The following is a 26,215-nucleotide window of genomic DNA, read 5'->3' as shown; positions in this document are numbered from 1 at the left end:
CGGTGTTTCCGTCCGCTCCCGCGGGCAAGGCTGGACGCCGGCCGTAGACCGCCCGTGGGAAGGAAACACAGTGTCAAGCGTTGTCACCGGTCCGCTCGCCATCGTCGGCGCGGCGCTCGCGGCGATCGTGTTCGTCGAGATCGTCCACTGGACCGTCAAACGGATCGCCCGCCGGTCCCCGCTCGCCGCCGACCTGGCCCGGACCATGCACAAGCCGTTCCTGGCGACGGTCACCCTGACCACCGTGCAGCAGGCGGTCCGGATCTGGGCCGGTGACTTCCCCGGCCGGTCCGGCGTGGTGCACATCCTGGTGCTGCTCTGCATCGCGGCCGCCGCCTGGCTGGTCGGCGCCACCCTGCTGGTGCTGGAGGACATGGCCCTGGCCAAGTGGCGCACCGACGTGCCGGACAATCTGAAGAGCCGGCGGATCAAGACCCAGGTGGTGATGCTGCGCCGGGTCACAGTGGCCGCCATCGTGGTGCTGACCATCGGCGTCATGCTGATGACGTTCCCCGACATCCGGGCGCTCGGCGCCAGCGTGCTCGCGTCGGCCGGCCTGATCAGCGTGGTTGCTGCGCTGGCCGCGCAGAGCACCCTGGGCAACGTGTTCGCCGGGATCCAGCTGGCCTTCAGCGACGCGATCCGGGTCGACGACGTGGTCGTGGTGGAGCTGGAGTGGGGCCGGATCGAGGAGATCACCCTGACCTACGTGGTGGTGCAGATCTGGGACGACCGCCGGCTGATCCTGCCCACGTCCTACTTCACCACCAAACCGTTCCAGAACTGGACGCGTACGTCGTCGGCGGTGCTCGGGACGGCCGAGGTCGACGTGGACTGGGCGACCCCGGTCGAGCCGGTGCGGGCCGAGCTCCAGCGGGTCTGTGCGGAGTCGGACCTGTGGAACGGCAAGGTCTGCGTGCTCCAGGTGACCGGGGCGACCGACGGGGTGATCCGGCTGCGGGCCCTGGTCAGCGCGAACGACGCGGCCGCACTGTGGGACCTGCGGTGCCTGGTCCGGGAGCGGCTGGTCGGCTGGATCTGGCAGCACCAGCGGGCCGCCGTGCCACGGATGCGCGCCGAGCTGGAGAAGGCCGCGCCCGCGCCGGCGCAGCGGGCCGAGCCGCACGGTGACGGCGCCGGCTCGGAGGCCGCCCGGGTGTTCAGCGGCGGGATCGACGGCGACGCGCGTGGGGTGGTGTTCGGCGGGCCCGTCCCGGTTGCGCCGGAGAGCAAGGATTGAGGGACCTCTGATCAGGGCATACCCCGATCACACGGAAAGGGGGACATGATGGCCGATGTCGTGAACGGCGTTCCCGTCCGGCCGACTGCCGAGAAGTCGACCGCGGAGCTGGTGCAGCAGGCCGGCGAGCAGCTCAGCCGCCTGGTCCGGGACGAGATCACGCTGGCCAAGGCCGAGCTTGCGGAGAAAGGCAAGCGGGCCGGGATCGGCGCCGGGCTGTTCGGCGGCGCCGGCGCGCTGGCGCTGTACGGCCTGGGGGCGGCGATCGCGACCGTGGTCATCGCCCTGGACCTGGTGCTGCCGCTCTGGGCGGCCGCTCTGATCGTCACGGTCGTGCTCTTCGCCGTCGCGGGCGTGCTCGCGCTGCTCGGCAAGAGCCAGCTGAGCCGGGCGGTCCCGCCGGAGCCGGTGGCCGCGATCGAGAGCGTCAAAGCCGATGTCGATGAAGTCAAGCACGCGGTCAAGGAGCGCCGGGGATGAGTGACAAGAACGGATCCGCCAAGCCGGACCTGGTGGCGCTGCGGGAGGACATCAGGCAGACCCGCGCTGATCTCGGTGAGACGGTGCAGGCGCTGGCCGCGCGGGCGGACGTCAAGGCCCGCGCCCGCGAGCAGGTGCAGGAGACGAAGCAGCGGGTGCTGACCCGGGCCGCCGAGATGACCGGCCGGATCCGCGAGACACCGCCGCGGGAGCTGGCCCATCAGGCCGGGTCGCAGGTCCGCGCCAACCCGATGCCGGCCGTGTTGCTGGTCGCCGGGATCGCGGCGCTGGCCGGGATCATCCTGATCGTCCGAGGGAGGCGCTGATGGCGGGCAAACTGTCGAAGGTCGCACTGAAGCCGGTCAACGTGGCACTCGGTTTCGCGGCCGGCGCGGCCGCCGGTTTCCTCTTCAAAGAAGTGTGGAAGCTGGTCGCCGGAGAGGACGACGCACCGGATGCCGGCGACCCGGATCGGGGCTGGGGCGAGATTCTCACCGCGGCCGCGTTGCAGGGCGCGATCTTCGCTGTCGTGAAGGCCGCGGTCCATCGTGGCGGCGTGATCACCACTCACAAACTGACCGGCACCTGGCCCGACTAGATCATCTTCTGTATAGACAAGTGTCTTGGCGGCCCCTCGCTTCGTTGCGGACTCGTTCCGCAGAAGTGGGGGGCCTTTTCCATATCGGTCACCCATTATTGGATTCCTTCGAGGGGCAGCTTTACGGCCCGATTTTCGGGTACAGTGTGGCCAGTTTTTGCGTACGTGGTTCGCTAGCTTCCGCTGGACCCGCGGGACGCCGGCCCCATCCCGGGCGGGTCGGCAGCTGTCACAAGGGCCTGGTGGATGGGACGTCCTCTGAAAGGGCCGCCTCGCGGTACCGCTGCTCGAAAACGGTCATCGGCCCCGCGCTGCCGCGGTTGGGCGGGCCGGCATTTTCAGAAGGAGAGTTCAGCATGGCGCAAGGAACCGTGAAGTGGTTCAACGCAGACAAGGGCTTCGGCTTCATCACCGTCGACGGCGGGGGTGCTGACGTGTTCGTCCACTTCTCGGCCATCCAGACGAGCGGTTACCGCACTCTGGAGGAGAACCAGCGGGTGGAGTTCGAGATCGCCCAGGGCCAGAAGGGCCCGCAGGCGGAGCAGGTTCGCCCGCTCTGAGACCTTATCTAAGCCGGTCGTGAGACCGGTTCGCCGACCGCCTGGCGGAGGTCGGCCCGACCGTGGCCCCGCACCCTCATCGAGGTTGCGGGGCCTCTTTCGTGCGGGGACCGGCTCAGCCCTGCCCGCGGGAGCGCCGCCGCATCCCCACGATGATCAATAGCAGACCGACGACGATCAGCGCTCCGCCGACCGCCGCCCACACCTTCTGCCCGCTCATCAGGCTGTCGCCCAGGTAGTCCAGACCCTGAAGCGTCCACACCCCACCGAGAACGACGGCGAGCAGACCCAGGGACATGGTGAGCCAGCCTCTCAACCGCGGCGGCTCGGTTTCATTGTTCACCATTTGTCGTGCACCTGCGGGCGAATCAACTCATCGTAGACCGCAGTGATCATTTCTCGGGTTTCCGGCGAGAGTGGCGCAAGATCGGCTGCGGCTGCGTTCGCACGCGCTTGTTCCGGGTTACGGGCGCCCGGGATCACCGCGGTGACACCCGGCTGATCGATGATCCAGCGGAGTGCGAATTGCGCCATCGTCGCGCCGGCCGGCACGAGCGGGCGCAGCCGGCCCACCGCCTCGAGGCCCACCCGGAAGTCCACTCCGGAGAACGTCTCGCCGACGTCGAACGCCTCGCCGTGCCGGTTGTAGTTGCGGTGGTCGTCGGCGCCGAACGTGGTGCTCTCGTCGTAGCGCCCGGAGAGCAGGCCGCTGGCGAGCGGGACCCGGGCGATGATGCCCACCCCGGCCTCGGCGGCGGCCGGCAGCACCCGCTCGAGGGGCTTGAGGCGGAACGCGTTGAGGATGATCTGGACGCTGGCCACCCCCGGGCGGGCGATGGCGGCCAGCGCCTCCTCGGCCGTCTCGACGCTCACCCCGTACGCCGCGATGCGCTTCTCCTCGACCAGGGTGTCGAGAGCGTCGTAGACCTCGTCCGAGCTGAACACCGGGGTGGGCGGGCAGTGCAGCTGAACCAGGTCGAGCGTGTCCACCCCGAGGTTGGCCCGGGAGCGGTCGGTCCAGGCCCGGAAGTTGTCCAGGTGGTAGTTGGCGGGCTCCTGGGGGAGCCGGCGGCCCATCTTGGTGAAGACGGTCAGGCCCGGGTGGCCGGAGAGGAAGGAGCCGATGATCTGCTCACTGCGGCCGTCACCGTACACATCGGCGGTGTCGATGAAGGTGACCCCGGAGTCGACGGCGGCCTGCAGGGTGGCGTGCGCGTCGGCCTCGCTGACCTGACCCCAGTCGGCCCCGAGCTGCCAGGCGCCGAGCCCCACGACGCCGACGGTCCGGCCCAGCCTACGGAAGCTTCGTTTTTCCACGTCGTGACCCTACCGCCCGGCTGATAGCGTTAAACAAGACGTACGTACGGTTTAGGAGGTTGTCATGTGGGATCCCGCTGTCTACCGCCGCTTCGGCGCCGAACGCTCCCGCCCGTTCCTCGACCTCGTCGCGCGGATCGGCGCGGAGCGGCCGCGGGCCGTCACCGACCTCGGCTGCGGCCCCGGCGAGCTGACCCGGACCCTCGCCGACCGCTGGCCCGGCGCCCGGATCACCGGGATCGACTCGTCCGCCGAGATGATCGAAAAGGCCGCCGCCGACCCCGGCCCGGTGGAGTTCCGCCTCGGTGACATCGCCGGCTGGCGCCCGGAGCCGGACGTCGACGTCGTGGTCACCAACGCCGCCCTGCAATGGGTGCCCGGCCACCAGGAGATGCTCGCCCGCTGGGCCCGCGAGCTGCCGGCCGGGGCCTGGATCGCGATGCAGGTGCCGGGCAACTTCGACAGCCCCGGGCACCGCGCCGCCCGCGAGCTGTCCCCGGTCGAGCTGCGAGCCGACCCGGTCTCCGACGCCGCCGGCTACGCCGGGATCCTCACCGCGGCCGGCGCGACCGTGGACGCCTGGGAAACCACCTACCTGCACCTGCTGCCCGCTGACGGGCCGGATCACCCGGTGCTGCGCTGGATGGAGGGGACCGCCCTGCGTCCGGTCCGCGCGGCCCTCGACGACGCCGCCTGGGCGGTCTTCCGGGCCGCGCTGGCCGAGCGGATCGTCGCGGACCATCCGGTGCGGCACGGTCTCGTGGCGTTCCCGTTCCGCCGTATCTTCGTGGTGGCAACTATCTGAGGGGAACTCTCTTGACCGACCTGACGTCGTTCATCGCCGGCCTGCCCAAGGCCGAGCTGCACGTCCACCACGTCGGCTCGGCGTCACCGCGCATCGTCGCCGAGCTGGCCGCCCGGCACGAGGGCAGTTCGCCGGTGCCGGCCGACCCGGCGCTGCTCGCCGACTACTTCGAGTTCCGGGACTTCGCGCACTTCATCGAGATCTACCTGAGCGTCGTCGACCTGATCCGCGACGACGAGGACGTCCGGCTGCTCACCTACGAGATCGGGCGCGAGCTGGGCCGGCAGAACGTGCGGTATGCGGAGCTGACCGTCACGCCCTACTCCAGCGTGCGGCGGGGCATCGCGGCCAAGGCGTTCTGCGAGGCGATCGAGGACGCCCGCGCCGGAGCCGCCCGCGACTTCGGGGTGGATCTGCGCTGGTGCTTCGACATCCCGGGCGAGGCCGGCCTGCCGGCCGCCGAGGAGACGCTGCGGGTCGCCCTCGACGAGCGGCCCGAAGGTCTGATCAGTTTCGGACTCGGCGGGCCGGAGATCGGCGTTCCGCGGCCACAGTTCAAGCCCTGGTTCGACCAGGCGCGGGCCGCCGGCCTGCACAGCGTCCCGCACGCCGGCGAGACCACCGGGCCGGAGACGATCTGGGACGCGCTGCGTGAGCTCGGCGCCGAGCGGATCGGGCACGGCATCGCCGCCGCCCAGGACGAGCGGCTGATGGCCCACCTCGCCGAACACGGCATCCCGCTCGAGGTGTGCCCGACGTCCAATCTGCGCACCCGGGCCGTCGCCGACATCGAGGAGCACCCGATCACCACGCTGGTGGCGGCCGGGGTCCCGATCAGCGTCAACTCCGACGACCCGCCGATGTTCGGCACCACCCTGGAGCAGGAGTACGCGACCGCGGCCCGCCTGCTGAAGCTGGACCCGAACGGCGTCGCGGACCTGGCCCGCGACGCCGTTCGGCACAGCTTCCACTCCGCCGAGGGCAAGGCGGCGCTGATCGCCGAGATCGACGCCTACACCACCGCTCAGGGGTAGAGCGGGTCCTGCCAGCAGGCGACCATCGTCAGGGTGCCGATCGTGAGGATCGTCAGCCAGCGCAGCAGCCGTCGCCGGGTGAACCGGGCCGGATTGTCGTCCGGCTCGGTCTCCGGCCTGCTCAGCACATCGGGCATCGCTTCTTCTCCCGTCAGTCCGGCACAGCAGTCCAGCTCTGGTGCCGCTGCTCGGCGTCCTCCTGTAGCACCAGCACGCGTTGCGTGCCGAAGCGCTGTGCGCCCACCCCGATCACCAGATCACCGGAGGCGGCGCGGATCGTGAAGCCGTACGCCGACGCCCGCAGGGTCCACCGGGCCGCGGTACCGGCCTGGCAGTCACCCTGCACCAGAGGCGCTCCGGCGACCACCGAGCCGCCGAGCGGGATGGCGCACCTGTTGCTGGCCTTCGAGACCAGCGAGTAGCTGTTGTTCCCGGCCGGCACCAGCTGCCACTGCTGCTGGGTGCCGCCCTCGTCGCTGCCGAGCGTCACCGGGGTGCCGTCGGTGGACCGGGCCGCGTACAGGTCGGCCGCGCCGCCGGTCAGCGAGTTGGTCAGCACGAACCACGAGTTCTGCACCGGGCTGGCCGCCGGCGCCGTCGACGCGGTGCCCTTGGCCAGGTAGCCGAGCTTGCGGTTGCGGATCTCGACCAGGTATCTCGCGTCCGGCCGGAGACCGATCAGGCGGGCCCGGGTGGCGCGGGTGGTGGCCACCGGCTCGCCGTCGACGAGCACCTCGTAGTCGGCGTCGTTCGAGCCGGCGCTCCAGATCAGCCGGACCGAGCCGCTCGTCGCCTCCCGGATCTCCAGCACCGCCTGCACGCCGTCGTTGGTGACACCGGGCGGTGCACCGGCGCCGTCGCTGTCGCCGGTGCCGGCCGGGGGTGTGGCGGTCGGGCGGTGCTGGGCGACCGGGGTCACCGGGATCTGCGCCACCGGCGTCGAGGCGGCCGGGTCCGGGAGAACCGGCACGGTCGCCGACACGCTCGGGCTCGGTGCGCCGGCGCTGGCGCCGGGGGCCGGGGCGCTGACCGACGGGCCGGGGACCGACGGGCTCGCCGACGGCTGCGCGTCCGGCGCGTCCTGGTCGGGCACCGCGGCGCCGGGCACGTCCGGGATGTCGTCGCCACCGTCGCTGCGCAGCAGGAACTCGCTGAGCGCCACGTTCCAGTGGTCGGACAGGTAGCTGCCCGGCTCCGGGTTGGTGCTGAAGTAGTCGTCGTGACCGCAGTCGAGGCGGTTGTCGTTCTTCTTCGGGCACACGTTCTTCACCGGCTTGCCGGTCCGGTCCTTGCCGCACAGCAGGTCGTACTCGTCGAGGCAGCTGCCCGCGCCGGTCGCGTTCGGCGAGTCGGTCAGCACCGCGCCGAGGGCGTGGGTCAGCTGGTGGGCGGCCATCGTGGCGCTCCAGCAGCCGGAGTCGACCCGGGAGTACGACGGGCCGCCGTTGTTGCGGTTGCCACGGCCGGGACGGGTGTCGTTGACGTACGTGGAGATGCCGCAGTAGAGGTTCGTGTCGGCGAACATCAGGTACTTGCGGTCGGCCCGGTTGTAGCCGAGGCCGCGCAGCGCGTCGATGGTCGAGGCGAACGAGCGCAGCGAGCCGTCCGGCAGCTGCACCTCGGCCACGTCGGGGCGGCACTCGGGCGTCGTCACGTACCGGATGTGGCGCGAGCCCCCGGTCTCGCCGGCGCTCGCGTCGTAGATCGCGTCGACACCTGCCGCCCAGGTACGGAACGAGTTGAGGAACTTGCCGTACCGGCTGGCCGACGCCGACTCGTGCAGGTAGAGCAGCTGCACCCGCTTGCCGGTGCGGCCGTCGCCGGCGCAGGCCACGTCGTCCGGGCCGAGGATGAAGTCGGCCTGACCGGGCGCGGCGTCCGGGATCAGGGCCGGGGCGTCCGCGGTGATCGCGCTGCCGCCCTCGTCGCGGGCGATCTCGGCGTCGCCGGGCACCCCGCCGGTCTCCCGCCGGACCACCGTCACCTCGTCACTGCCCGCGGTCACCGGGGCGACGCCGCGGCGGACCGAGAGGCCGTCCGGCGCCGGGTCGGGGCCGTGCGTGCAGGTCTCCTCGAACACCAGGTAGGCCCCGGCGCAGACCGAACCGGACGCCGCCAGTTTCAGGCCGCTGTAGACGAGCCCCTGCTCAGGAGCATCAGCCGGGAGAGCGGTCAGCGAGTAGTCGTCCTCCGCCGGACCGTAGTTGATCACGCTGGGGCCGACCACGCCGCCGACGCCGAGCAGTGCCAGGCCGAGGGCTACCGGAAGCAGCCGGAAAGTAGCGGAGCGTGGCGGTGGAGTCTTCGGGGTACCCGCCGCGCGGCGCCGTCCAGGCGGCGACCCGCGGAACGTCGGCCGGCGATGCGCGGACACGGCGTCTCCTTGTCGAGCGGGTTGGCGGTGGGAGGGGTCCATGGGGTGACCGCCTCCCACCGCGCGCTGGCTTCGTGGATCGCGGCGATGGGGACGCGCTGCGGGTTGCGATCCGGGAAGCCGGATGGGATCGGACGGAACATTGCCAGTCCGGGTGGCGAAGGGGAACCTTCTTAAAGCAGATATAAGCAAGCGCTGTGTCTTCCGGGGGACACGGTCCTCGATGGGGTCGCGGCGATGGAAGCCCTTGCTCATTCCCGTCCTCGTTGCCAGCGTCGTCGTCCCGGGTCACGGTCGCGTGCCGGCCGGCCCCGCCCGACCAGCCCGAACCGGCTCGGTTGTTTCGGAGTGGCGTCCGCGTCGGCCAGCATCATCACCACGCTCGCCCCACCCATCACGGCCCGGTCCAGACTGCACGAGCCGCCGGTAGCCTGAGCCACCCGGCGCGCGATGTCCAGTCCCAGTCCGGTGGAACCCTGCTGGCTCTGGCCGCGGCGCAGCGCTTTCTCCGGGTCGGGGATGCCCGGCCCGGCGTCGTCGATGCGCAGCGCCACCCAGCCGTCCCGGCGGGAGAGCGCCACCTCGAAGGCGGTGCCCTGCGGGGTGTACCGGAACACGTTGCCCAGCACCGCGTCCAGCGCGGCGGCCAGCTCGGCGCGGGCCACCGGCACCGGGATGCGCAGGTGCGCGCCGACCACCCGGTACTGCCGGTCCTGGTCGGCGGCGAGCGCCGACCAGAACATCATCCGCTCCCGGACCACCTCGCTGGCGTCGCAGAGCCCGTCCTCCGGCTCGGCGGCGACCCGGTCGGCGACCGCCTGGCGGGTGGTGGTGATCAGATGGTTGACCTCGTCCTCCAGGGTGGCGATCGCGGTCCGGATCCGCCGGATGCCGCGACGGCGGTCCACCTCGTCGGCGGTGAGGTCGATGATCTGGGTGTCGTCCGGGTCGAGCGCCTCGGCGTCCAGCCGCAGCGCGGTCAGCGGGGTCCGCAGCCGGTGCGACAGGTCGGCGACCAGCTCACGCTCGTCGGTCCGGGAGGTCACCAGGCGGTCCGCCATCCGGTTGAAGGCGTAGCCGGCCTCGGTCAGCTCCCGTGGCCCGGACGGGGAGACCCGTGCCTCCAGGTCGCCGTCGCCCACCGCGAGGGCCGCGTCGACCAGGTGCCGGGCCGAGTTGACCGCGCCCCGGGCCAGCCGGTCCACCACCACGACGGCCCCGCCGACCAGCACCACGGCCAGGCCGAGCAGCAGCCACCAGTCCCGGGCGGTGTTGTGGTCGAGCTCCGCGTCCGGCACGAACGCCTCGACCACCAGGGTCTTGCCGCCGGCGGTGACCGGCTGGAGGCGGACCATGCCGCCGTCGACGGCCTCGATCGTCGGCTCGGTCGCGACCGCGGCCCGGTCGATCAGCCCCGGGTCGGCGCGTCCGCCGGCGGCGGCGGACAGCCCCGGCGTGTGCACGACCGGGGCGCCACCGGCGGCGGCGATCGCGGCAGCGACACCTTTCTCAGCTGCGCCGGCCGCGATCGCGCCGGCCACCGTCGAGGTGCGCTGCGCGGCCTCGGCCAGGGCGGCCTCGCGGTGGTCGTTGCGCAGCTCCCAGCCGAGCGGGACCAGGAAGGCCAGCGCGGCGACGGCGGTCGTGGCGGCGGTGGTGTACGCCAGCCGCAACCTCAGTCCGGCGCCACCAACCGGAATCCGACCCCCCGCACGGTGCGCAGGTAGCGGGGCTTCGCCGCGGACTCGCCCAGTTTCCGGCGAAGCCAGTACAAATGCACGTCGATGGTCTGGTCCTCGCCGACCGATGGCTGTCGCCATACCTCCTCCAACAGCTCACGACGGGAAACCACTCGGCCCGGACGGGCGGCGAGGTAGGCCAGCAGGTCGAACTCCTTGCGGGTCAGCGCCAGCGGCTGATCGCCGAGGGTGGCGCTGCGCTCGCCGACGTCGACCCGGAGCTCGCCCACCTCGTGGACGGCCGGCTGCGCGGCGCGGCTGGCCCGGCCGACGCGGCGCAGCACGGTGGCTATTCGCGCGTCCAGATGGGCGCCGGTGAACGGCTTCACCATGTAGTCGTCGGCGCCGGCCCGCAGCAGCCGGACGACGGTCTGCTCGTCGTCGCGCGCGGTGGCGATGATGATCGGCACGTCGGTGATGCCACGGAGCATCCGCAGCGCGTCCGACCCGTCCAGGTCGGGCAGCCCGAGGTCGAGAACGACCAGGTCAGGCGTCTCCGCGGCGACCCGCCGGAGCGCCTCCAGAGCGGTGCCGACGGCGTGCACGGCGTGCCCGCGGTCGGCTAGCGAACGGAGCATGGCGCCACGCACGACATGGTCGTCTTCGACGAGCAACACCGTGGCCATGCGAAGACCGTAGCGTCCCGGACGGGGAGAACCTAAAGGGTGATCGAACGAGAGTCTTTGATGACGCTCAGTGATGGAATACGATCCGAAGTACCGATGTCATTCACACTTTTCCCCGGTACCCGCCTCGCTCTCGCCCTGGACAGCCTCGCCGGTCTCAGCGTCGGCGACGCCCTCGGAGCGCAGTATTTCGTGCCCGGCAACAAGCCCGCCGACCTCCTCGACGCCCGGGTGCCGGCCGCGCCCTGGGAGTGGACCGACGACACCGAGCAGGCCTGCTGCCTGGTCACCACGCTGGCCGAGGGCGACTTCGACCGGGACGCGTTCGCCGAGCTGCTGGCCGCCAGGTTCGAGCCCTACCGCGGTTACGGTCCGGGCGCGGTGGTCATGCTCCGCGAGATCCGCGAGGGCCTGCCCTGGCCGATCGCCGCCGCCGCGGCCTTCAACGGCCAGGGCTCCTGCGGAAACGGCGCGGCGATGCGGGCCGCGCCGCTGGGCGCCTGGCATGCGGATTCGCTGTCCCATGCGGCGACTCAGGGGGTACGCGCAGCCGAGGTCACCCACGCGCATCCGGAGGGCATAGCCGGTGGGGTGGCGGTGTCGGTGGCCGCCGCGTTCGCCGCCGCCGCTCGCCTCAACGGCCACCGTCCCGACCCCGGCCAGTTGTTGCGCGCCGCCGCCGCACACACCGCGCCGAGCGTGGTCCGGGACGGGCTCACCACGTCGGTGCGGGGCGGGGTGGCCGAGGCGGCCGAGCGGCTGGGCAACGGCGGCCAGGCGACCGCGCAGGACACCGTGCCGTTCGCGCTCTGGGTCGCCGACCGCTACCTGGACGACTTCCCGGCGGCGGTGGCGGCGTGCGTGGTCGCGGGCGGTGACGTCGACACGACGGCGGCGATCGCCGGGGGAGTGGTCGCGGCCTACACCGGGATCGACGGCATCCCGGGTGACTGGATCGCCCGCCGGGAGCCGCTTCCGGCGTGGCTGGCCGCCGCGAGCGGGGAGCAATCCGCAGGCGGATAGCATCAGGGCGACTCATCGCCGTCTGAATGGAGATCACCGTGTCTGCACCCCGTACACCCGTCGTGGCCGACCCACTAGTCGTCCCGGCCGGGACTACGGCGGCCGACGCGGTGGCCGCCGCCGGGCTTCCCGCCCACGGGCCGAAGGCGGTCGTGGTGGTCCGTGAGGCCGACGGCCGGCTGCGCGACCTGGCCTGGGCGCCGGCCGCCGACACCGAGGTGACCCCGGTCGCGATCGACACCCCGGACGGGCTCGACGTCCTGCGCCACTCCACCGCGCACGTGCTGGCCCAGGCCGTGCAGGACGTGTTCCCGGAGGCGAAGCTGGGCATCGGCCCGCCGATCCGGGACGGGTTCTACTACGACTTCGACGTGGAGAAGCCGTTCCAGCCGGACGACCTGGCGAAGCTCGAGAAGCGGATGCAGGAGATCGTCAAGGCCGGGCAGACCTTCCACCGCCGGGAGTACGGCACGCTCGACGAGGCTAAGGCCGAGCTGAAGGCCGAGCCGTTCAAGCTCGAGCTGGTCGACATCAAGGGCGACGTGGACGCCGAGGCGGCCGCGGTCGGCGCCGGCGAGCTGACCCACTACGACAACGTCGACAAGGACGGCAACCGCGTCTGGGGCGACCTGTGCCGTGGCCCGCACCTGCCGTCGACCCGGCTCATCCCGGCGTTCAAGCTGATGCGCTCGGCCGCCGCCTACTGGCGTGGCTCGGAGAAGAACCCGCAGCTCCAGCGGATCTACGGGACGGCGTGGCCGTCGCGGGACGAGCTCAAGGCGTACCTCACCCGTCTTGCCGAGGCCGAGCGCCGGGATCACCGTAAGCTGGGCACCGAGCTGGACCTCTTCTCCTTCCCCGATGAAATCGGGTCGGGTCTGGTGGTGTTCCACCCGAAGGGTGGCGTGATCAAGCGCGAGATGGAGGACTACGTCCGCGCCCGCCACATCGAGGAGGGCTTCCAGTACGTCGGCAGCCCGCACATCACCAAGGAGGGCCTGTTCCACACCTCGGGCCACCTGCCGTACTACAAGGACACGATGTTCCCCCCGATGGAGCTGGAGGGGGCGAACTACTACCTCAAGGCGATGAACTGCCCGATGCACAACCTGATCTTCAGGTCGCGCGGGCGGTCCTACCGTGAGCTGCCGATGCGCCTGTTCGAGTTCGGCACGGTGTACCGCTACGAGAAGTCCGGCGTGGTGCACGGCCTGACCCGGGTGCGTGGCCTGACCCAGGACGACTCGCACTCGTACGTGACCGCCGAGCAGGCCCCGGGCGAGATCAAGCACCTGCTGAACTTCGTGCGTTCGCTGCTCGACGACTTCGGCCTGGACGACTACTACCTGGAGCTGTCGACCCGCGACCCGGACAGCTCGAAGTTCATCGGCACCGACGAGCAGTGGGAGAAGGCCACCAAGGTCCTGGCCGACGTCGCGACCGAGTCCGGCCTGGAGCTGGTGATGGACCCGGGTGGCGCGGCCTTCTACGGCCCGAAGATCAGCGTGCAGGCCAAGGACGCGATCGGCCGGACCTGGCAGATGTCGACCATCCAGTACGACTTCAACCAGCCTGCCGGGTTCGGCCTGGAGTACCAGGCGGCGGACGGCACCCGGCAGGAGCCGGTGATGATCCACTCGGCGAAGTTCGGCTCGATCGAGCGGTTCTTCGGCGTGCTGGTCGAGCACTACGCCGGCGCGTTCCCGGCCTGGCTGGCGCCGGTGCAGGTGGTCGGCATCCCGATCCGCGATGACCACGCCGACTATCTGGCCGAGTTTGTCGGCAAGCTGAAGAAGGCCGGCATCCGTGCCGAGGTGGACTACTCCACCGACCGGATGCAGAAGAAGATCCGCACCGCGCAGCAGCAGAAGATCCCGTTCATGGCGATCGCCGGTGACGACGACGTCAGCGGCGGCACCGTGTCGTTCCGATACCGGGACGGCTCGCAGCGCAACGGTGTCTCGATCGACGAGGCGGTCGCGCACGTGGTCGAGGTGGTCCGCTCCCGTACCAACGTCGGGCCCTCCGCCGCCTGATCTTCGCCGTGGCCGGTTTCCCGCCGTGGGGAACCGGCCGCGTGCGCATAGGATGCGATCGTGAGCGAACGGGCAGGCGATCCGGACGGGCTGGAGCGGCTCTGGACGCCGTACCGGTTGGCCTACGTCCAGGGCGAGGACCGGCCCGAGGGTGGTTACGAGAAACCGGCCGGCTGCCCGTTCTGTCTGGCTCCCGCGCTGCCTGAGGCGCAGTCGCTGGTGGTGGCCCGGGGTGAGCTGGTGTTCGCGCTGCTCAATCTGTATCCGTACAACCCCGGTCATCTGATGGTCTGTCCCTACCGGCACGTGGCCGACTACACCGACCTGACCGAGGAGGAGACCGTCGAGGTGGCGGCCTTCACCCGGACCGCGATGCGGGTGATGCGGACGGTGAGCAGCCCGCACGGTTTCAACCTGGGTATGAACCAGGGCGCCATCGCCGGTGCCGGCATCGCCGCCCACCTGCACCAGCACATCGTGCCGAGGTGGGGTGGCGACGCCAACTTCATGCCGGTGATCGGCTTGACCAAGGTGCTCCCGCAGTTACTCGCCGACACCCGTGAGCTGCTGACCAAAGCCTGGCCCGCCTAGCGCGCGGATCCCGGCGACCACCTCCTCGGCCGACGGGGCGCTCGACGGATCGGTGAGCCACTGGGTGAGCACCCCGGACATCAGCGCCATCTGCACCGCGCCGAGCGAGCGCACGGTCTCCATCGGGATCTGATCCTCCGGGATGCCGGTGAGCAGCGCCGCCATGCCGGACCGGCCGGCGTGCATGCCGCCCGCCATCTGCTCGCGCAGCGCCGGGTTGTGCTCGGCCTGCAGCATCGCCTCGATGCTGGCCAGCCAGAGTTGCCGGTCGGCCTGGATCGACCGGATCACCCGCCGCCAGAAGCGCAGCATCGGGTCGGCGGTGTCGTCCTCGTCCGGCTCGGGCGCGCCGAGCGCCTGGCCGAGCGCTTCACCCCACTCCTCGATGGCGCTGAGCATCGCGGCGGTCATCAGGGCCTCGGTGGAGCCGTAGTGGTAGCCGATCGAGCCCAGGTTGGTGCCGGACAGCGCCACGATGTCGCGCGCCGTGGTCCGCGCATACCCCTTCTCGAGCAGTGCCTTCTTGGCGCCTCGCAGCAGCTCCTCGCGGTGACCCATGCCGGAGATCCTAACTTCTATACAAACGTATAAGACGTTTGTATAGTAAGTGCATGACGAACTCACGGGTCTTGATCTCAGGCGCCGGCATCGGCGGTCCGGCTCTCGCCTTCTGGCTGGCCGGGCGGGGCTTCCAGGTCACCGTCGTGGAGCGGGCCGGCGGGCTGCGGGAGGCCGGCTACAAGGTGGACGTGCGCGGCTCGGCCACCGAGGTGCTGCGCAAGATGGGCCTGCTCGCCGCCTGCCAGGCCGCCGACACCGGGATGCGGCGGATCACCTACGTCAAGAGCAACGGCGGCCCGATCGCCGCCCTCCCGGCCGACCTGCTGATGGGACGGCGCGGCGACGACCTGGAGATCATGCGGTGGGACCTGAGCCGGATCCTGCACGACGCCACCGCCGACCGGGTGGAGTACGTGTTCGGCGACGCCGTCGACACCCTCCAGGACGGCCCGGACGGGGTCGACGTCACCTTCGAGAAGGGCGCGCCCCGGCGCTTCGACTACGTGGTCGGCGCCGACGGGCTGCACTCGGCGACCAGACGCCGGGTGATGGGCGAGACTCCGCTGAACCACCTGGGCGCGTACATCTCCATCTACACCGTGCCCAACCTGCTCGGCCTGGAGCGCGAGGAGGTCATGTACTTCCGTCCCGGGCGGCTCGTCTTCGCGTACGCCATGGAGCCGGACCAGCCGGCCCGCGTCGGCCTCACCTTCGCCGCACCACGACTGGACGTCGACCGGCGTGACGTCGCCGGGCAGAAGGCGCTGGTCCGCGAGGCGTTCGCCGGACAGGGCTGGCGGGTGCCGGACTTCCTGGACGCGATGGACGACGCGCCCGACTTCTACTTCGACTCGATGAGCCAGGTCGAGCTGCCGTCCTGGTCGTCCGGGCGGGTCGCGCTGCTCGGCGACGCCGCCCACTGCCCGGCGCCCGCCTCAGGGCAGGGCACCAGCCTGGCACTGGTCGGGGCGTACCTGCTCGGCCGCCACCTGGGCACCCCCGGCGGGTTCGCCGCGTACGAGCGCGAGATGCGGCCGTACGCGGAGAAGAACCTCGCCTTCGGCCGCAAGATGGCCAAGGACATGGTGCCGGGTGGCCGCCTCAGCATCGCCTTCCGCAACTACGGCATGCGGACCCTGAAGTACCACCCGCGCAAGGAGCAGATGATCGACAGGATCCTCGCGCCGATGCACGAGGCGGCCAACGCCATCACGATCTAACGGGCCGTGACGTGCTCCTTGCGGACCGCCTCGGCCAGGTGCGGGGGCATCGGCTCGTGCCGGACGTACCGGCGGGTGAACGTGCCGGTGCCCGAGGTGAGGGCGCGCAGCTCCACCACGTACCGGACCAGCTCGGTCGCCGGCACCTCGGCCCGGACCGTGCTCGCCTCGCCGACCCCGCCTGACTCGCTGCCCATCGGGCGGCCGCGCCGGCCGGAGAGATCGCTCATCACCGCGCCGACGAAGACGTCGGGCACCCGGACCTCGATCTCGTCCACCGGCTCCAGCAGGGTGATCGCGCCCTGCTCGGCGGCCGCCCGCAGGGCCAGCGCGCCGGCCGTCTGGAAGGCCGCGTCCGACGAGTCGACGCTGTGCGCCTTGCCGTCGTAGAGCGTCACCTTCAGGTCCACCACCGGATAACCGGCCGCGATGCCCTTCTCCAGCTGGGCCCGGACACCCTTCTCCACCGACGGGATGTAGTTGTGCGGCACCGCGCCACCGACCACCTTGTCCACGAACACGAAACCCTCGCCGCGCGGCAGCGGCTCGATCTCGATGTCGCAGACCGCGTACTGGCCGTGGCCGCCGGACTGCTTCACGTGCCGGCCGTGGCCCTTGGCCGTCGCGCCGAACGTCTCCCGCAACGCCACCTTCACCGGCTCGGTGTCCAGCTCCACACCACCGGACCGGAGCCGGTCCAGCACCACGTCGGCGTGCGACTCGCCCATCGTCCAGAGCACCAGCTGATGGGTCTCCGGGTTGCGCTCCAGCCGCAGCGTCGGGTCACCGGCGACCAGCCGGCCCAGGTTCTTGGCGAGCGCGTCCTCGTCCGAGCGGGTCTTGGCCACCACGGCGATCGGCAGCAGCGGCTCCGGCATCGACCACGGCGCCATCAGCAGCGGATTGTCCTTGCCGGACAGGGTGTCGCCGGTCTCCGCGCTGCCCGACTTGGTGATCGCGCAGATGTCGCCGGCGATCGCCTGCGGAACCTCGCGCAGCTGCGCGCCGAGCGGCGAGTAGATGTGTGCGACCCGCTCGTCGGCGTCGTGGTCCGGGTGACCGCGCTCGGCCATGCCGTGCCCGGAGACGTGCAGCGTCTGGTCCGGCCGCAGGGTGCCGGAGAAGACCCGGACCAGCGACACCCGGCCGACGTGCCGGTCGATCGTGGTGCGCACCACCTCGGCCACCACCGGGCCGGCCGGGTCGCAGACGATCGGGGAACGCGGCGAGCCGTCCACCCCGGTGACCACCGGCAGATCGTGCTCCAGCGGTGACGGGAAACCGCTGACCAGCAGATCCAGCAGGGCGTCGAGGCCGACCGTGGTGTGCGCGCAGACCGGGATCACGGGGTAGAAGTTGCCCCGCGCGACGGCCTTCTCCAGGTCCGGGATGAGCGCGTCGGTGCTGATCAGCTCGCCACCGACGTACCGGTCCATGAGGGTCTCGTCCTCGCTCTCCGCGATGATGCCCTCGATCAGCGTGTTCCGGTCGTCGGCGATCGGGTTCAGGTGCTCCCGCTCGGCCTCCCGGGCGACCGGCGGATAGCCCGCCGAGTAGTCCAGCACCCGTAACGTGACCAGGCCGAGCAGGCCGGCCACCGACTGGCCGTCGTCACCGAGCATCGGCTGGAAGACCGGGAGCACGTTGTCGCCGAACGCCTCCTGGCAGTCCTGCAGCGCCTGCTCGTAGTCGGCGCGCGGATGGTCCAGCCGGGTGATCGCGACGGCGCGCGGCATGCCGACCGCGGCGCACTCCTCCCACAGCGCGACGGTGGAGTCGTCCACACCGTCGACCGCGGACACCACGAACAGGGCCGCGTCCGCCGCCCGCAGACCGGCCCGCAGCTCACCGACGAAGTCGGCGAAGCCCGGGGTGTCCAACAGATTGATCTTCACGTCGTCGTGCAGCAGCGGAGCGCAGGCCAGCGCCACCGAGCGCTGCTGCCGGATCGCCGCCGGATCGTGGTCGGTCACCGTGGTGCCGTCCGCCACACCACCGGCCCGCGGGATCGTCCCGGTCGCGGCGAGCAGCGCCTCGACGAGGGTCGTCTTCCCGGAACCGGAGTGGCCCACCAGCACCACGTTGCGAACTCTGCCGGGCTCGGTCACCACCGGCGCACCGGCGCCGGCTAGCCCTTTCTCCGAAGATTTCTGCGCCATGCCGAGCGCTCCCGTCGTTTCCTCTTTGTTACGCCGCTGTTGTCTGAATCCCACACCCGGCGCGGTAGTGGTCGCAAGGACCTTCAGCCCTGCAAAGGTGCCGGATGGTGACGATACGGCCAACCCGGGGCCGGGCCGTACCGCCGCTGGTCGCGCGCCGTTATGGTGAGACAGCCATGGCAAAGATCGTTCAAACAACGGCCCGTGCCGTCGTCTCGTACGGCGTCAACCCGCTCGCCCGTTTCCTGCTCCGGATCGGGGTGTCACCCAACGCGGTCACCGTCGCCGGCACCGTCGGTGTGCTGATCGGCTCATACTTCGGTTCGCAGGGCCACCTTCTCTGGGGCACCGTGATCGTAACCGCGTTCGCGCTCACCGACGTGCTCGACGGCACAATGGCCCGGATGCGGGGCGGTTCCGGGAAGTTCGGGGCACTCCTCGACTCCTCCATGGACCGGATCGCCGACGGCGCCGTCTTCGGAGCCGTCGTCTACTACCTGGCGACCGAGGGCAACCCCTACGGCGGAGTCGTCGCCACCCTGATCAGTCTGGTCTTCGGACAGGTCGTGTCCTACGTGAAGGCCCGCGCCGAAAGCCTCGGCCTGAACGCCGACGTCGGTATCGCCGAACGCCTGGAACGGCTGCTCATCGTCGGTGTCGGCGGCCTGCTCGGCGCGGCCGGGCAGGACTGGGGCATGCCCGCCGCGATGTGGGTGCTCGCCGCCCTCGCCGTGATCACCGCGTTCCAGCGCCTCATCCACGCCGCCCGGACCGAGCCGAAGGTTTCCACAGAGTGAAGGACCGTCTGATCGATCTCGGCTACTCGGCCGGGTGGGGGATCGTGCGCGCGCTGCCGCTGCCGGTCGCGAAAGCACTGTTCCGGGCCGCCGCCGACCGCGCCTACAAGGGCAACGGGCCGGCCACCCAGCGACTGCGCCGCAACCTGCGCCAGGTCGTCGGCGACGGGATGCCGGAGACCCTGGTCCGGGACGGGCTGCGGTCCTACGCCAGGTACTGGATGGAGGCGTTCCGGCTGCCGTCGCAGGGCCGCGCCGACTTCCTCGACGGGTTCTTCATGCTCCCGGAGAGCTACCAGAAACTGAAGAAGGGCGCCGCCGACGGCCGCGGCGTGATCCTGGCGCTGCCGCACATGGCCAACTGGGACGTCGCCGGCGCCTGGGTGTGCTCCCACGACTGGCCGCTGATCACCGTCGCCGAGCGGCTCAAACCCGAGTCGCTGTTCGTCCGCTTCCTGGAGTACCGGGAGAAGCTCGGCATGAAGGTGCTCCCGCTCACCGGCGGGCAGCGGCCACCACTCGACGAACTCGCCGAACACCTGGAGAAAGGCTGGGTGGTCGCCCTCCTCGGCGACCGTGACCTCTCCAAGAGCGGCGTCGAGGTGGAGTTCTTCGGCGGGCGCACCCGGATGCCGGCCGGACCGGCGATCCTCGCCATCCGCACCGGCGCGCCGCTCTACGCGGTCGACCTGTGGTTCGACGAGCACCGCACCACGTCGCTGATGCGTGCGGTCGTCCCACCCACCGACGGGCCCCTCGACGAGCGGGTCAAGAAGACCACCCAGATGCTCGCCGACGCGTACGCCGCGGGAATCGCCGACCACCCGCAGGACTGGCACATGCTCCAGAAGCTCTGGCTCTAGGAGGCTCGGTGCGGATCGGGATCGTCTCGCCCTACTCCTTCGACGTCCCGGGCGGTGTGCAGAACCACATCATGGACCTGGCCGAGGCCATGCTCGAACTCGGCCACGAGGTCAGCGTCCTCGCGCCGGCCGACGACGACGCCGACGTGCCCGCCTACGTGGTGTCCGCCGGGCGGGCCGTGCCGCTGCCCTACAACGGCTCGGTCGCGCGGATCTCGTTCGGCCCGATCTCCACGGCCCGGGTCCGGCGCTGGCTCAAACAGGGCGAGTTCGACGTGCTGCACGTGCACGAGCCGTTCTCGCCCAGCCTGTCCTTCCTGGCCGTGGTCTCCGCCCGCGGCCCGGTCGTCGCCACCTTCCACACCGCGATGACCCGCTCCCGGGCGCTGGCCGGCCTGCAGAACTTCCTCCAGCCGGTGATGGAGAAGATCACCGCGCGGATCGCGGTCAGCGAACTCGCCCGCAAGGTCCAGGTCGAACACCTCGGCGGCGGCGCGGTCGAGATCCCCAACGGCGTCGCGGTCCGCAAATTCGCCTCGGCTGCGCCCTTGCCCGGATGGCCCGGCGACGGCGGCACTCTCGGTTTCCTCGGCCGTTTCACCGAGCCTCGCAAGGGCTTTCCCCTCCTGCGTACGGCGTACGTCACGCTCGCCCAGGAACGGCCCGGCCTGCGCCTGCTCGTGGCCGGGCCCGGCGACCGCGACGAGCTCTACGACGACATCCCCAAGGAGCTCCACGACCGGGTGGAGTTCCTCGGCCTCGTCTCCGAACCGGACAAGGCCCGGATGCTGCGCAGCGTCGACGTCTACGTCGCCCCCAACACCGGCGGCGAGAGCTTCGGGATGATCCTCACCGAGGCGATGGCGGCCGGCGCCACGATCGCCGCCAGCGACCTCGACGCGTTCCGCCGGGTCCTCGACGGCGGCCGGGCCGGAGCCCTCTTCCCCAACGGTGACCAGGCATCCCTCACCCGGCTGCTGGGTGAGCTGCTGGATGATCCGGCCCGCCGCGCCGAGCTGGCATCGTGCGCCCGGCTCGCCGTCGGGGCGTTCGACTGGCCGAGCGTGGCCAACCGGGTGCTCGAGGTCTACGCCACCGCCATCGAGGCCACCGATGGGAGAGTTTTCGACGACGAGTGGTCCTGACCACTGGTGTTGTAAACGTTGGGCACTACGATGCCCGGCATGTGGTGGGTGGTGGGAGTCGTCGTGCTGGCCGCGATCTTCTCGGCGTACCTCGGCTGGACCGCCCAGCGGGTGGAACGCCTGCACACGCGGGCGCAGTCAGCCGAGCGTGCCCTCGACGCGCACTTGATGCGCCGGGCGGCCGCCGCGGCGGTGGTCGCCGAACAGGCCGAGACGGTCGAGCTCTACGCGGCCGCCCGCCTCGCCCTCGACGCCGAACCGGGCGAGCGCGAGTCCGCCGAGAACGACCTGACCCGCCAGTTGCAGGCGGTCACCCTCGACCCGGCCGACCCGGCGGCGCGCACCCTGATCGCCACCAGCCGCCGGGTGGTCCTGGCCCGGCAGGTCCACACCGATCTGGTACGCGACGCGCTCAGCGCCCGCCGCCGCGTCTTCGTCCGGTTGCTCCGCCTGGCCCGCCGCTACCCCCGCCCGGAGTACTTCGACATCGTCGAGCCCGTACTCCCGGAGCTGCCACCGTTGCCCTCGCCTCTGGTCGTCCCCACCCCGGCCCCACCGGCGGAGCCCCCGCTCCCGGCCCCGGCCCGCTGACCCACTCACCACCGGCCCGGTCGCCAGTGCGCGGCCGTCAGACGCGGTCGCCGGCGCGCGACGACGACTCTGCTGGCCCATAGAGGAACCCGCCTACCTGCGGAAACGTGGCGGGTCCTGCCGCTGGGCATCGGACAGCCCTTCCGGGCGGCGTAACCTCACCAGCGTCGCAGCAGCGAACCCAGACATCCGCCAACCCCGGCGGTGCGCGAGGAACCCTGAAACACCGCGCAGGTGGCCCCGGCGGTGCGAGGGAAACCCTAAAACGCCGCGGAAGCAGCCGTGCAGTGCCGCCGGCCGCCCGGCCGGGCCGGGAAGCAGTCCTACCGTGCCGCTGGCCGTTCGATGAGAGCCGGAAACAGCCCTGCCGTGCCGCTGGCCCCGGGCGTCGGCAGCGGAAACCGGATCTCGATCAAGACCCGGAGGCCCGAGGGCTTCTGCCCGCCGGCGGTCACCACCACGTTCTACAGGTACAGGCTCCTCAATTGGCCATCAGGGTCGTCGATCAGCGCACACGATGCGGCAATGTGCGATTTCACCCTCGCCGGAACGACGGCAGGCGCACACGGACGGCACAACGTGTGAGCCTGTCCCCGTCAGCGCGAAGCGGACGCACACGATCGGCGAACGTGTGCGCTGACCATCGCTGGGGCCGGTGGACCGCCCCTCGACGGTCCGCTCCCGGCATCACCCTGGACGGCCGTCCAAGGCGTTGGGGCCGGGAGTGGGCAGCAGCCCCGGCGGTCGCGTCGCGGTGGTGGGCGGGCAAATGGTCGCGGTGTAGTCCGGGGCGGCGATTGGTGAGTTTGTGAAGGCTTTGACGCGTACCAAAGCAGGTTGAAAAGAAAGACCCCGCCGAAGCGGGGTCCTCAGGGTGACGAAAGGGACTACCAGCCGCGCTCGGAGAGACGGTGGGGGACCGGCTCGTCGTCGACGTTGATGCCGACCATGGCCTCGCCGAGGCCGCGGGAGACCTTGGCGATCACGTCCGGGTCGTCGTGGAACGTGGTGGCCTTGACGATCGCGGCGGCGCGCTGGGCCGGGTTGCCGGACTTGAAGATGCCGGAACCGACGAAGACGCCCTCGGCGCCCAGCTGCATCATCATCGCGGCGTCGGCAGGCGTGGCGATGCCGCCGGCGGTGAACAGGACCACCGGGAGCTTGCCGGCCTCGGCGACCTCCTTGACCAGCTCGTACGGGGCCTGGAGCTCCTTCGCGGCCACGTAGAGCTCGTCCTCGGGGAGGGTCTGGAGGCGGCGGAGTTCGGCGCGGATCTTGCGCATGTGGGTGGTGGCGTTGGAGACGTCGCCGGTGCCCGCCTCGCCCTTGGAGCGGATCATGGCCGCGCCCTCGGTGATGCGGCGCAGGGCCTCGCCCAGGTTGGTGGCGCCACAGACGAACGGCACGGTGAACTGCCACTTGTCGATGTGGTTGGCGAAGTCGGCGGGGGACAGCACCTCGGACTCGTCGACGTAGTCGACGCCGAGCGACTGGAGGACCTGGGCCTCGACGAAGTGGCCGATCCGGGCCTTGGCCATCACCGGGATCGAGACGGTGTTGATGATGTTCTCGATCATGTCGGGGTCGGACATCCGGGAGATGCCGCCCTGCGCACGGATGTCGGCCGGGACCCGCTCCAGGGCCATGACCGCGACGGCGCCCGCGTCCTCGGCGATCTTCGCCTGCTCGGCGTTGACCACGTCCATGATCACGCCGCCCTTGAGCATCTCCGCCATGCCGCGCTTGACGCGGGCGGTTCCGATGGCGGGCTGGTTCTCAGACATGTGGTTCGGCTCCTCGTAGCGGGATCGGGCTGACGGAACGGATGTTACGAAGCCGTGCCGCCGGTTCCGATAGCCAATCGGACGGTCGGTGGCCTGCTTTATATGGTGGGCCGGTGAACATCGGAGTGCTGGCCCTTCAGGGCGACGTGCGTGAACACCTTTCCGCGCTGGCCGAGTCGGACGTGCTGGCCCGGCCGATCCGCCGTCCCGAGGAACTGGCCGACGTCGACGGCCTGGTGATCCCGGGCGGCGAGTCGACCGCGATCAGCAACCTCGCGGTCTCGTTCGGGCTCCTCGACCCGATCCGCAAGCGGATCGCCGACGGCATGCCCGTGTACGGCTCCTGCGCCGGCATGATCATGCTGGCGGCGAGCGTGCTCGACGGCCGTCCGGATCAGGAGTCGTTCCAGGGCATCGACATGACCGTGCGGCGCAACGCGTTCGGCCGGCAGGTCGACTCGTTCGAGGCGCCGGTGGAGATCGAGGGGATCGCGGGCGGCCCGTTCCACGCCGTCTTCATCCGTGCCCCGTGGGTCGAGGAGACCGGCCGCGACGTGCGGGTGCTGGGCCGCGTGGCTGAAGGTGACGCCGCCGGTAGGATTGTGGCCGTTCGGCAGGGGAACCTGCTCGCCACGGCTTTCCACCCGGAGCTCACCGGCGACCTTCGTGTCCATCGGTACTTCGTCGAGATGGTCCGCCAGGCCCTTTGATCAAAGCGGAGGTTACGCATGTCCGGCCACTCCAAGTGGGCGACGACCAAGCACAAGAAGGCCGTCATCGACGCCAAGCGCGGCAAGATGTTCGCCAAGCTGATCAAGAACATCGAGGTCGCGGCCCGGACCGGCGGTGGTGACCCGTCGGGTAACCCCACGCTGTACGACGCCATCCAGAAGGCGAAGAAGAGCTCGGTCCCGAATGACAACATCACCAACGCGGTCAAGCGGGGCTCCGGCGCCGAGGCCGGCGGCGCCGACTGGCAGTCGTTCATGTACGAGGGGTACGGCCCGAACGGCGTCGCCATCCTGATCGAGTGCCTCACCGACAACCGGAACCGGGCGGCCACCGAGGTGCGCACCCGGCTCACCCGCAACCACGGCTCGTTCGCCGACGCGGGCTCGGTGACGTTCCTGTTCAACCGCAAGGGCGTGGTCATCGTCCCGAAGGGCGGCTCCAGCGAGGACGACGTGATGCTCGCCGTCCTCGACGCGGGCGCCGAGGAGGTCAACGACCTGGGCGACGCGTTCGAGGTGGTCAGCGAGCCGAACGACCTGGTCGCGGTGCGGACGGCGCTGCAGGACGCGGGCATCGACTACGACTCGGCCGAGTCGTCGCTGGTGCCGACGATGACCGTGCCGCTCGACGAGGACGCGGCCCGCAAGGTGCTCAAGCTGATCGACGTCCTCGAGGACTGCGATGATGTGCAGAACATCTACTCGAACGCCGACATCTCGGATGAGGTAATGGCAGCTATTGACGAGTGACAGGTAGCTAAGGCGCTACTAGGCAGGTAGGATGAGGGCATGTCGCCCTCGGTGCACCAGCTCGACCTGACCTTGGTCGAGAGTCTGGATGTCGAAGACCTCATCTTCCTGCCCAAGGGTTTCCGCTACGAGCTGCACCGCGGAAATCTGGTCATCATGGCGCCGACCAGCTTCTGGCATAAGGAACTGGCTGGGCGGCTCATGTTCATGCTGCACGCGGCCGGCCTCGACGCATACCTGGATCCCGGGGTGCGTGGAGACCGGCCGCGAGACTGCCGGCTCCCCGACGTGGGAGTGGTGACCGAGCTTCCACCCGGCGCCAACAAGTATTCGAATCTGGCGCCGTCGTACTTCAGCCTGGTCATCGAGATCGTCTCGAAGAACACCCCGCACGGCGAGTTCCGGGAGAAGAAGCTCTGGTATGCCGAACATGGCATCCCGGAGTATTGGATCGTCGAGGAGACTCCGGACGGCGCCGACGACGAAGGCGTGGTCACGATCATGCGACTCGACGAGACCGCCGACGAGCCGGATTACGTTGAGGAGCGGTCGCTGCTCCTCTCCGAGCTCGAAGCGGAGTACCGCTCCTAGACGGGGTCGGCGCCGAGCCAGGTGACGTACTGGACGATCACGGCCAGTAACAGGATGCTGCCGATCACATAGCGGAGCAGGCGGCGCCATTGGGATTTCAGGTAGGCGTGCACCCACGCGATCTCCGCGTCGGCGAGGGCGTCCAGGTCGGCTCTGGCCGTACCGCCGAGGATCTTTGCCTTGCGTAACGCCAGGCTGCCGGCCGGAGTGAAGACCGGGACCACCGGATCCGGCGGCCGAAGGACGCGGACGTCGACCTCGTAGACCTGATCGTCGCGCCACTGCGCGGTCCGGGCCGTCAGGCGCTCCCGCATGTGACTCTCGGTGCGGCCCAGCCATCGCAGCCGCCGCCACCGGCCGGCCAGGTCGGTGAGCACCGCCAGATAGATCTGCTCGGCTACCGGCGCCCCGCCGACCAGCCGGGCGGCTTCGGCCCGCAACCCGGCGGCGTGCAGGGTGACGAACGCGACGTAGTCGGCCGGCGGCTCATCGTCCATCGGCGGAATGAGATGCATGTCCGCCCCTCCCGGACTCCTGCGGCGGATTTCGACGGAACGGGGTGCCGGACCGTCCTTCCGGCCTCCATCGTCGAGGCGTGTC

General features: G+C 70.6%; 28 protein-coding genes. 18 read left to right on the top strand and 10 right to left on the bottom strand.

All coding sequences use genetic code 11. The features are described from left to right. Positions 1-70 precede the first annotated feature (70 nt). The 5 genes from AB0E94_RS11795 to AB0E94_RS11775 all read left to right on the top strand — a co-directional run bounded on the left by AB0E94_RS11795 (position 71) and on the right by AB0E94_RS11775 (position 2,878). A complete protein-coding gene (locus AB0E94_RS11795; protein WP_360325381.1) occupies positions 71-1,240 on the top strand; it encodes a mechanosensitive ion channel domain-containing protein in 1,170 nt (389 codons plus the stop codon). A 48-nt stretch (positions 1,241-1,288) separates the two neighbouring features. After that, positions 1,289-1,720: a phage holin family protein gene (locus AB0E94_RS11790; RefSeq protein ID WP_360325379.1), complete on the top strand. Its 432-nt coding sequence runs from the start codon at positions 1,289-1,291 to the stop codon at positions 1,718-1,720. After that, a complete protein-coding gene (locus tag AB0E94_RS11785; RefSeq protein WP_360325378.1) occupies positions 1,717-2,046 on the top strand; it encodes a DUF3618 domain-containing protein in 330 nt (109 codons plus the stop codon). The genes AB0E94_RS11790 and AB0E94_RS11785 overlap by 4 nt, the downstream gene beginning before the upstream one ends. After that, positions 2,046-2,318, top strand: a complete 273-nt coding sequence (locus AB0E94_RS11780) for a DUF4235 domain-containing protein (protein ID WP_317791175.1) — start codon at positions 2,046-2,048, stop codon at positions 2,316-2,318. The genes AB0E94_RS11785 and AB0E94_RS11780 overlap by 1 nt, the downstream gene beginning before the upstream one ends. A 356-nt stretch (positions 2,319-2,674) precedes the next feature. Beyond that, positions 2,675-2,878: a cold-shock protein gene (locus AB0E94_RS11775; RefSeq protein ID WP_011905669.1), complete on the top strand. Its 204-nt coding sequence runs from the start codon at positions 2,675-2,677 to the stop codon at positions 2,876-2,878. Between the two features lie 115 nt (positions 2,879-2,993). Here AB0E94_RS11775 and AB0E94_RS11770 read toward each other — a convergent pair whose 3' ends face one another. Then, the gene (locus AB0E94_RS11770; protein ID WP_360325376.1) at positions 2,994-3,224 is read right to left on the bottom strand and encodes a hypothetical protein; all 231 of its coding nucleotides are present in this window, start codon (positions 3,222-3,224) and stop codon (positions 2,994-2,996) included. After that, positions 3,218-4,195, bottom strand: a complete 978-nt coding sequence (locus AB0E94_RS11765; protein WP_360325375.1) for an aldo/keto reductase — start codon at positions 4,193-4,195, stop codon at positions 3,218-3,220. The genes AB0E94_RS11770 and AB0E94_RS11765 overlap by 7 nt, the downstream gene beginning before the upstream one ends. Positions 4,196-4,259: 64 nt before the next feature. Between AB0E94_RS11765 and AB0E94_RS11760 the strand changes: the two genes are divergently transcribed. Both AB0E94_RS11760 and AB0E94_RS11755 read left to right on the top strand, forming a co-directional pair. After that, positions 4,260-5,000, top strand: coding sequence for a methyltransferase domain-containing protein (locus AB0E94_RS11760; protein WP_360325373.1), 741 nt, complete (start codon positions 4,260-4,262; stop codon positions 4,998-5,000). 11 nt (positions 5,001-5,011) lie between these two features. After that, positions 5,012-6,034 (top strand): adenosine deaminase, encoded by a 1,023-nt coding sequence (locus tag AB0E94_RS11755; RefSeq protein ID WP_360325372.1) that lies wholly within the window; start codon positions 5,012-5,014, stop codon positions 6,032-6,034. On the opposite strand, the gene AB0E94_RS11750 is transcribed toward AB0E94_RS11755, so the two are convergent. The 4 genes from AB0E94_RS11750 to AB0E94_RS11735 all read right to left on the bottom strand — a co-directional run bounded on the left by AB0E94_RS11750 (position 6,025) and on the right by AB0E94_RS11735 (position 10,773). After that, entirely contained in the window at positions 6,025-6,171 is a 147-nt protein-coding gene (locus AB0E94_RS11750; protein WP_177319708.1) for a hypothetical protein, read from the bottom strand. The genes AB0E94_RS11755 and AB0E94_RS11750 overlap by 10 nt on opposite strands. A 14-nt stretch (positions 6,172-6,185) precedes the next feature. Further along, positions 6,186-8,408 (bottom strand): RICIN domain-containing protein, encoded by a 2,223-nt coding sequence (locus AB0E94_RS11745; protein WP_360325370.1) that lies wholly within the window; start codon positions 8,406-8,408, stop codon positions 6,186-6,188. 251 nt (positions 8,409-8,659) lie between these two features. Next, positions 8,660-10,081: a HAMP domain-containing sensor histidine kinase gene (locus tag AB0E94_RS11740; RefSeq protein WP_360325369.1), complete on the bottom strand. Its 1,422-nt coding sequence runs from the start codon at positions 10,079-10,081 to the stop codon at positions 8,660-8,662. A 2-nt stretch (positions 10,082-10,083) separates the two neighbouring features. Further along, positions 10,084-10,773: a response regulator transcription factor gene (locus AB0E94_RS11735; RefSeq protein WP_043525920.1), complete on the bottom strand. Its 690-nt coding sequence runs from the start codon at positions 10,771-10,773 to the stop codon at positions 10,084-10,086. A 96-nt stretch (positions 10,774-10,869) separates the two neighbouring features. Between AB0E94_RS11735 and AB0E94_RS11730 the strand changes: the two genes are divergently transcribed. From AB0E94_RS11730 to AB0E94_RS11720, 3 genes are read left to right on the top strand one after another with little or no spacing between them, the layout of a single operon-like run. Continuing rightward, a complete protein-coding gene (locus AB0E94_RS11730; protein ID WP_360325367.1) occupies positions 10,870-11,796 on the top strand; it encodes an ADP-ribosylglycohydrolase family protein in 927 nt (308 codons plus the stop codon). 38 nt (positions 11,797-11,834) lie between these two features. After that, the gene (gene thrS, locus AB0E94_RS11725; protein WP_360325365.1) at positions 11,835-13,832 is read left to right on the top strand and encodes a threonine--tRNA ligase; all 1,998 of its coding nucleotides are present in this window, start codon (positions 11,835-11,837) and stop codon (positions 13,830-13,832) included. Positions 13,833-13,892: 60 nt separating this feature from the next. Further along, the gene (locus AB0E94_RS11720) at positions 13,893-14,423 is read left to right on the top strand and encodes an HIT domain-containing protein (RefSeq protein WP_360325363.1); all 531 of its coding nucleotides are present in this window, start codon (positions 13,893-13,895) and stop codon (positions 14,421-14,423) included. On the opposite strand, the gene AB0E94_RS11715 is transcribed toward AB0E94_RS11720, so the two are convergent. After that, on the bottom strand, positions 14,376-14,981 hold the full coding sequence (locus AB0E94_RS11715) for a TetR/AcrR family transcriptional regulator (protein WP_360325362.1): 606 nt from the start codon (positions 14,979-14,981) through the stop codon (positions 14,376-14,378). The two genes, AB0E94_RS11720 and AB0E94_RS11715, sit on opposite strands and share 48 nt — an antisense overlap. Positions 14,982-15,034: 53 nt before the next feature. Here AB0E94_RS11715 and AB0E94_RS11710 point away from each other — a divergent pair, with 53 nt between their 5' ends. After that, entirely contained in the window at positions 15,035-16,204 is a 1,170-nt protein-coding gene (locus AB0E94_RS11710; RefSeq protein WP_360325360.1) for an FAD-dependent monooxygenase, read from the top strand. Here AB0E94_RS11710 and AB0E94_RS11705 read toward each other — a convergent pair. Next, positions 16,201-18,363 carry an elongation factor G-like protein EF-G2 gene (locus AB0E94_RS11705; protein WP_360325358.1) on the bottom strand — a complete coding sequence of 721 codons (2,163 nt, stop codon included), beginning with the start codon at positions 18,361-18,363 and terminating at the stop codon, positions 16,201-16,203. The two genes, AB0E94_RS11710 and AB0E94_RS11705, sit on opposite strands and share 4 nt — an antisense overlap. Before the next feature lie 176 nt (positions 18,364-18,539). On the opposite strand from AB0E94_RS11705, the gene pgsA reads away from it, so the two are divergent. The 4 genes from pgsA to AB0E94_RS11685 are packed head-to-tail and all read left to right on the top strand — an operon-like array spanning position 18,540 to position 21,759. Then, positions 18,540-19,160, top strand: a complete 621-nt coding sequence (gene pgsA / locus AB0E94_RS11700; RefSeq protein WP_360325356.1) for a phosphatidylinositol phosphate synthase — start codon at positions 18,540-18,542, stop codon at positions 19,158-19,160. Further along, a complete protein-coding gene (locus AB0E94_RS11695; protein ID WP_360325354.1) occupies positions 19,157-20,023 on the top strand; it encodes a phosphatidylinositol mannoside acyltransferase in 867 nt (288 codons plus the stop codon). The genes pgsA and AB0E94_RS11695 overlap by 4 nt, the downstream gene beginning before the upstream one ends. A gap of 8 nt (positions 20,024-20,031) precedes the next feature. Beyond that, the gene (locus tag AB0E94_RS11690) at positions 20,032-21,168 is read left to right on the top strand and encodes a glycosyltransferase family 4 protein (RefSeq protein WP_360325353.1); all 1,137 of its coding nucleotides are present in this window, start codon (positions 20,032-20,034) and stop codon (positions 21,166-21,168) included. Positions 21,169-21,198: 30 nt separating this feature from the next. Beyond that, positions 21,199-21,759 (top strand): hypothetical protein, encoded by a 561-nt coding sequence (locus tag AB0E94_RS11685; RefSeq protein ID WP_360325351.1) that lies wholly within the window; start codon positions 21,199-21,201, stop codon positions 21,757-21,759. A gap of 887 nt (positions 21,760-22,646) precedes the next feature. On the opposite strand, the gene pdxS is transcribed toward AB0E94_RS11685, so the two are convergent. Then, positions 22,647-23,543 carry a pyridoxal 5'-phosphate synthase lyase subunit PdxS gene (pdxS, locus tag AB0E94_RS11680; protein WP_360325349.1) on the bottom strand — a complete coding sequence of 299 codons (897 nt, stop codon included), beginning with the start codon at positions 23,541-23,543 and terminating at the stop codon, positions 22,647-22,649. A 113-nt stretch (positions 23,544-23,656) separates the two neighbouring features. Here pdxS and pdxT point away from each other — a divergent pair, with 113 nt between their 5' ends. Genes pdxT through AB0E94_RS11665 form a run of 3 tightly spaced genes read left to right on the top strand, consistent with a single transcriptional unit; the run spans position 23,657 to position 25,615 of the window. Beyond that, entirely contained in the window at positions 23,657-24,253 is a 597-nt protein-coding gene (gene pdxT / locus AB0E94_RS11675; RefSeq protein WP_360325347.1) for a pyridoxal 5'-phosphate synthase glutaminase subunit PdxT, read from the top strand. Between the two features lie 18 nt (positions 24,254-24,271). After that, positions 24,272-25,024 carry a YebC/PmpR family DNA-binding transcriptional regulator gene (locus AB0E94_RS11670; protein WP_360325345.1) on the top strand — a complete coding sequence of 251 codons (753 nt, stop codon included), beginning with the start codon at positions 24,272-24,274 and terminating at the stop codon, positions 25,022-25,024. 39 nt (positions 25,025-25,063) lie between these two features. Further along, positions 25,064-25,615, top strand: a complete 552-nt coding sequence (locus AB0E94_RS11665; RefSeq protein WP_360325343.1) for a Uma2 family endonuclease — start codon at positions 25,064-25,066, stop codon at positions 25,613-25,615. Here the strand turns inward: AB0E94_RS11665 and AB0E94_RS11660 are convergent. Then, positions 25,612-26,112, bottom strand: a complete 501-nt coding sequence (locus AB0E94_RS11660) for a hypothetical protein (protein WP_360325342.1) — start codon at positions 26,110-26,112, stop codon at positions 25,612-25,614. The two genes, AB0E94_RS11665 and AB0E94_RS11660, sit on opposite strands and share 4 nt — an antisense overlap. Between the last annotated feature and the right edge of the window lie 103 nt (positions 26,113-26,215).

Source organism: Actinoplanes sp. NPDC026670, from assembly GCF_040638175.1.
In the GTDB taxonomy this organism is placed as follows: Bacteria; Actinomycetota; Actinomycetes; order Mycobacteriales; family Micromonosporaceae; genus Actinoplanes.
Note: the sequence above shows the minus strand (reverse complement) of the source record. Positions and strands in the feature narration are given on the sequence as shown.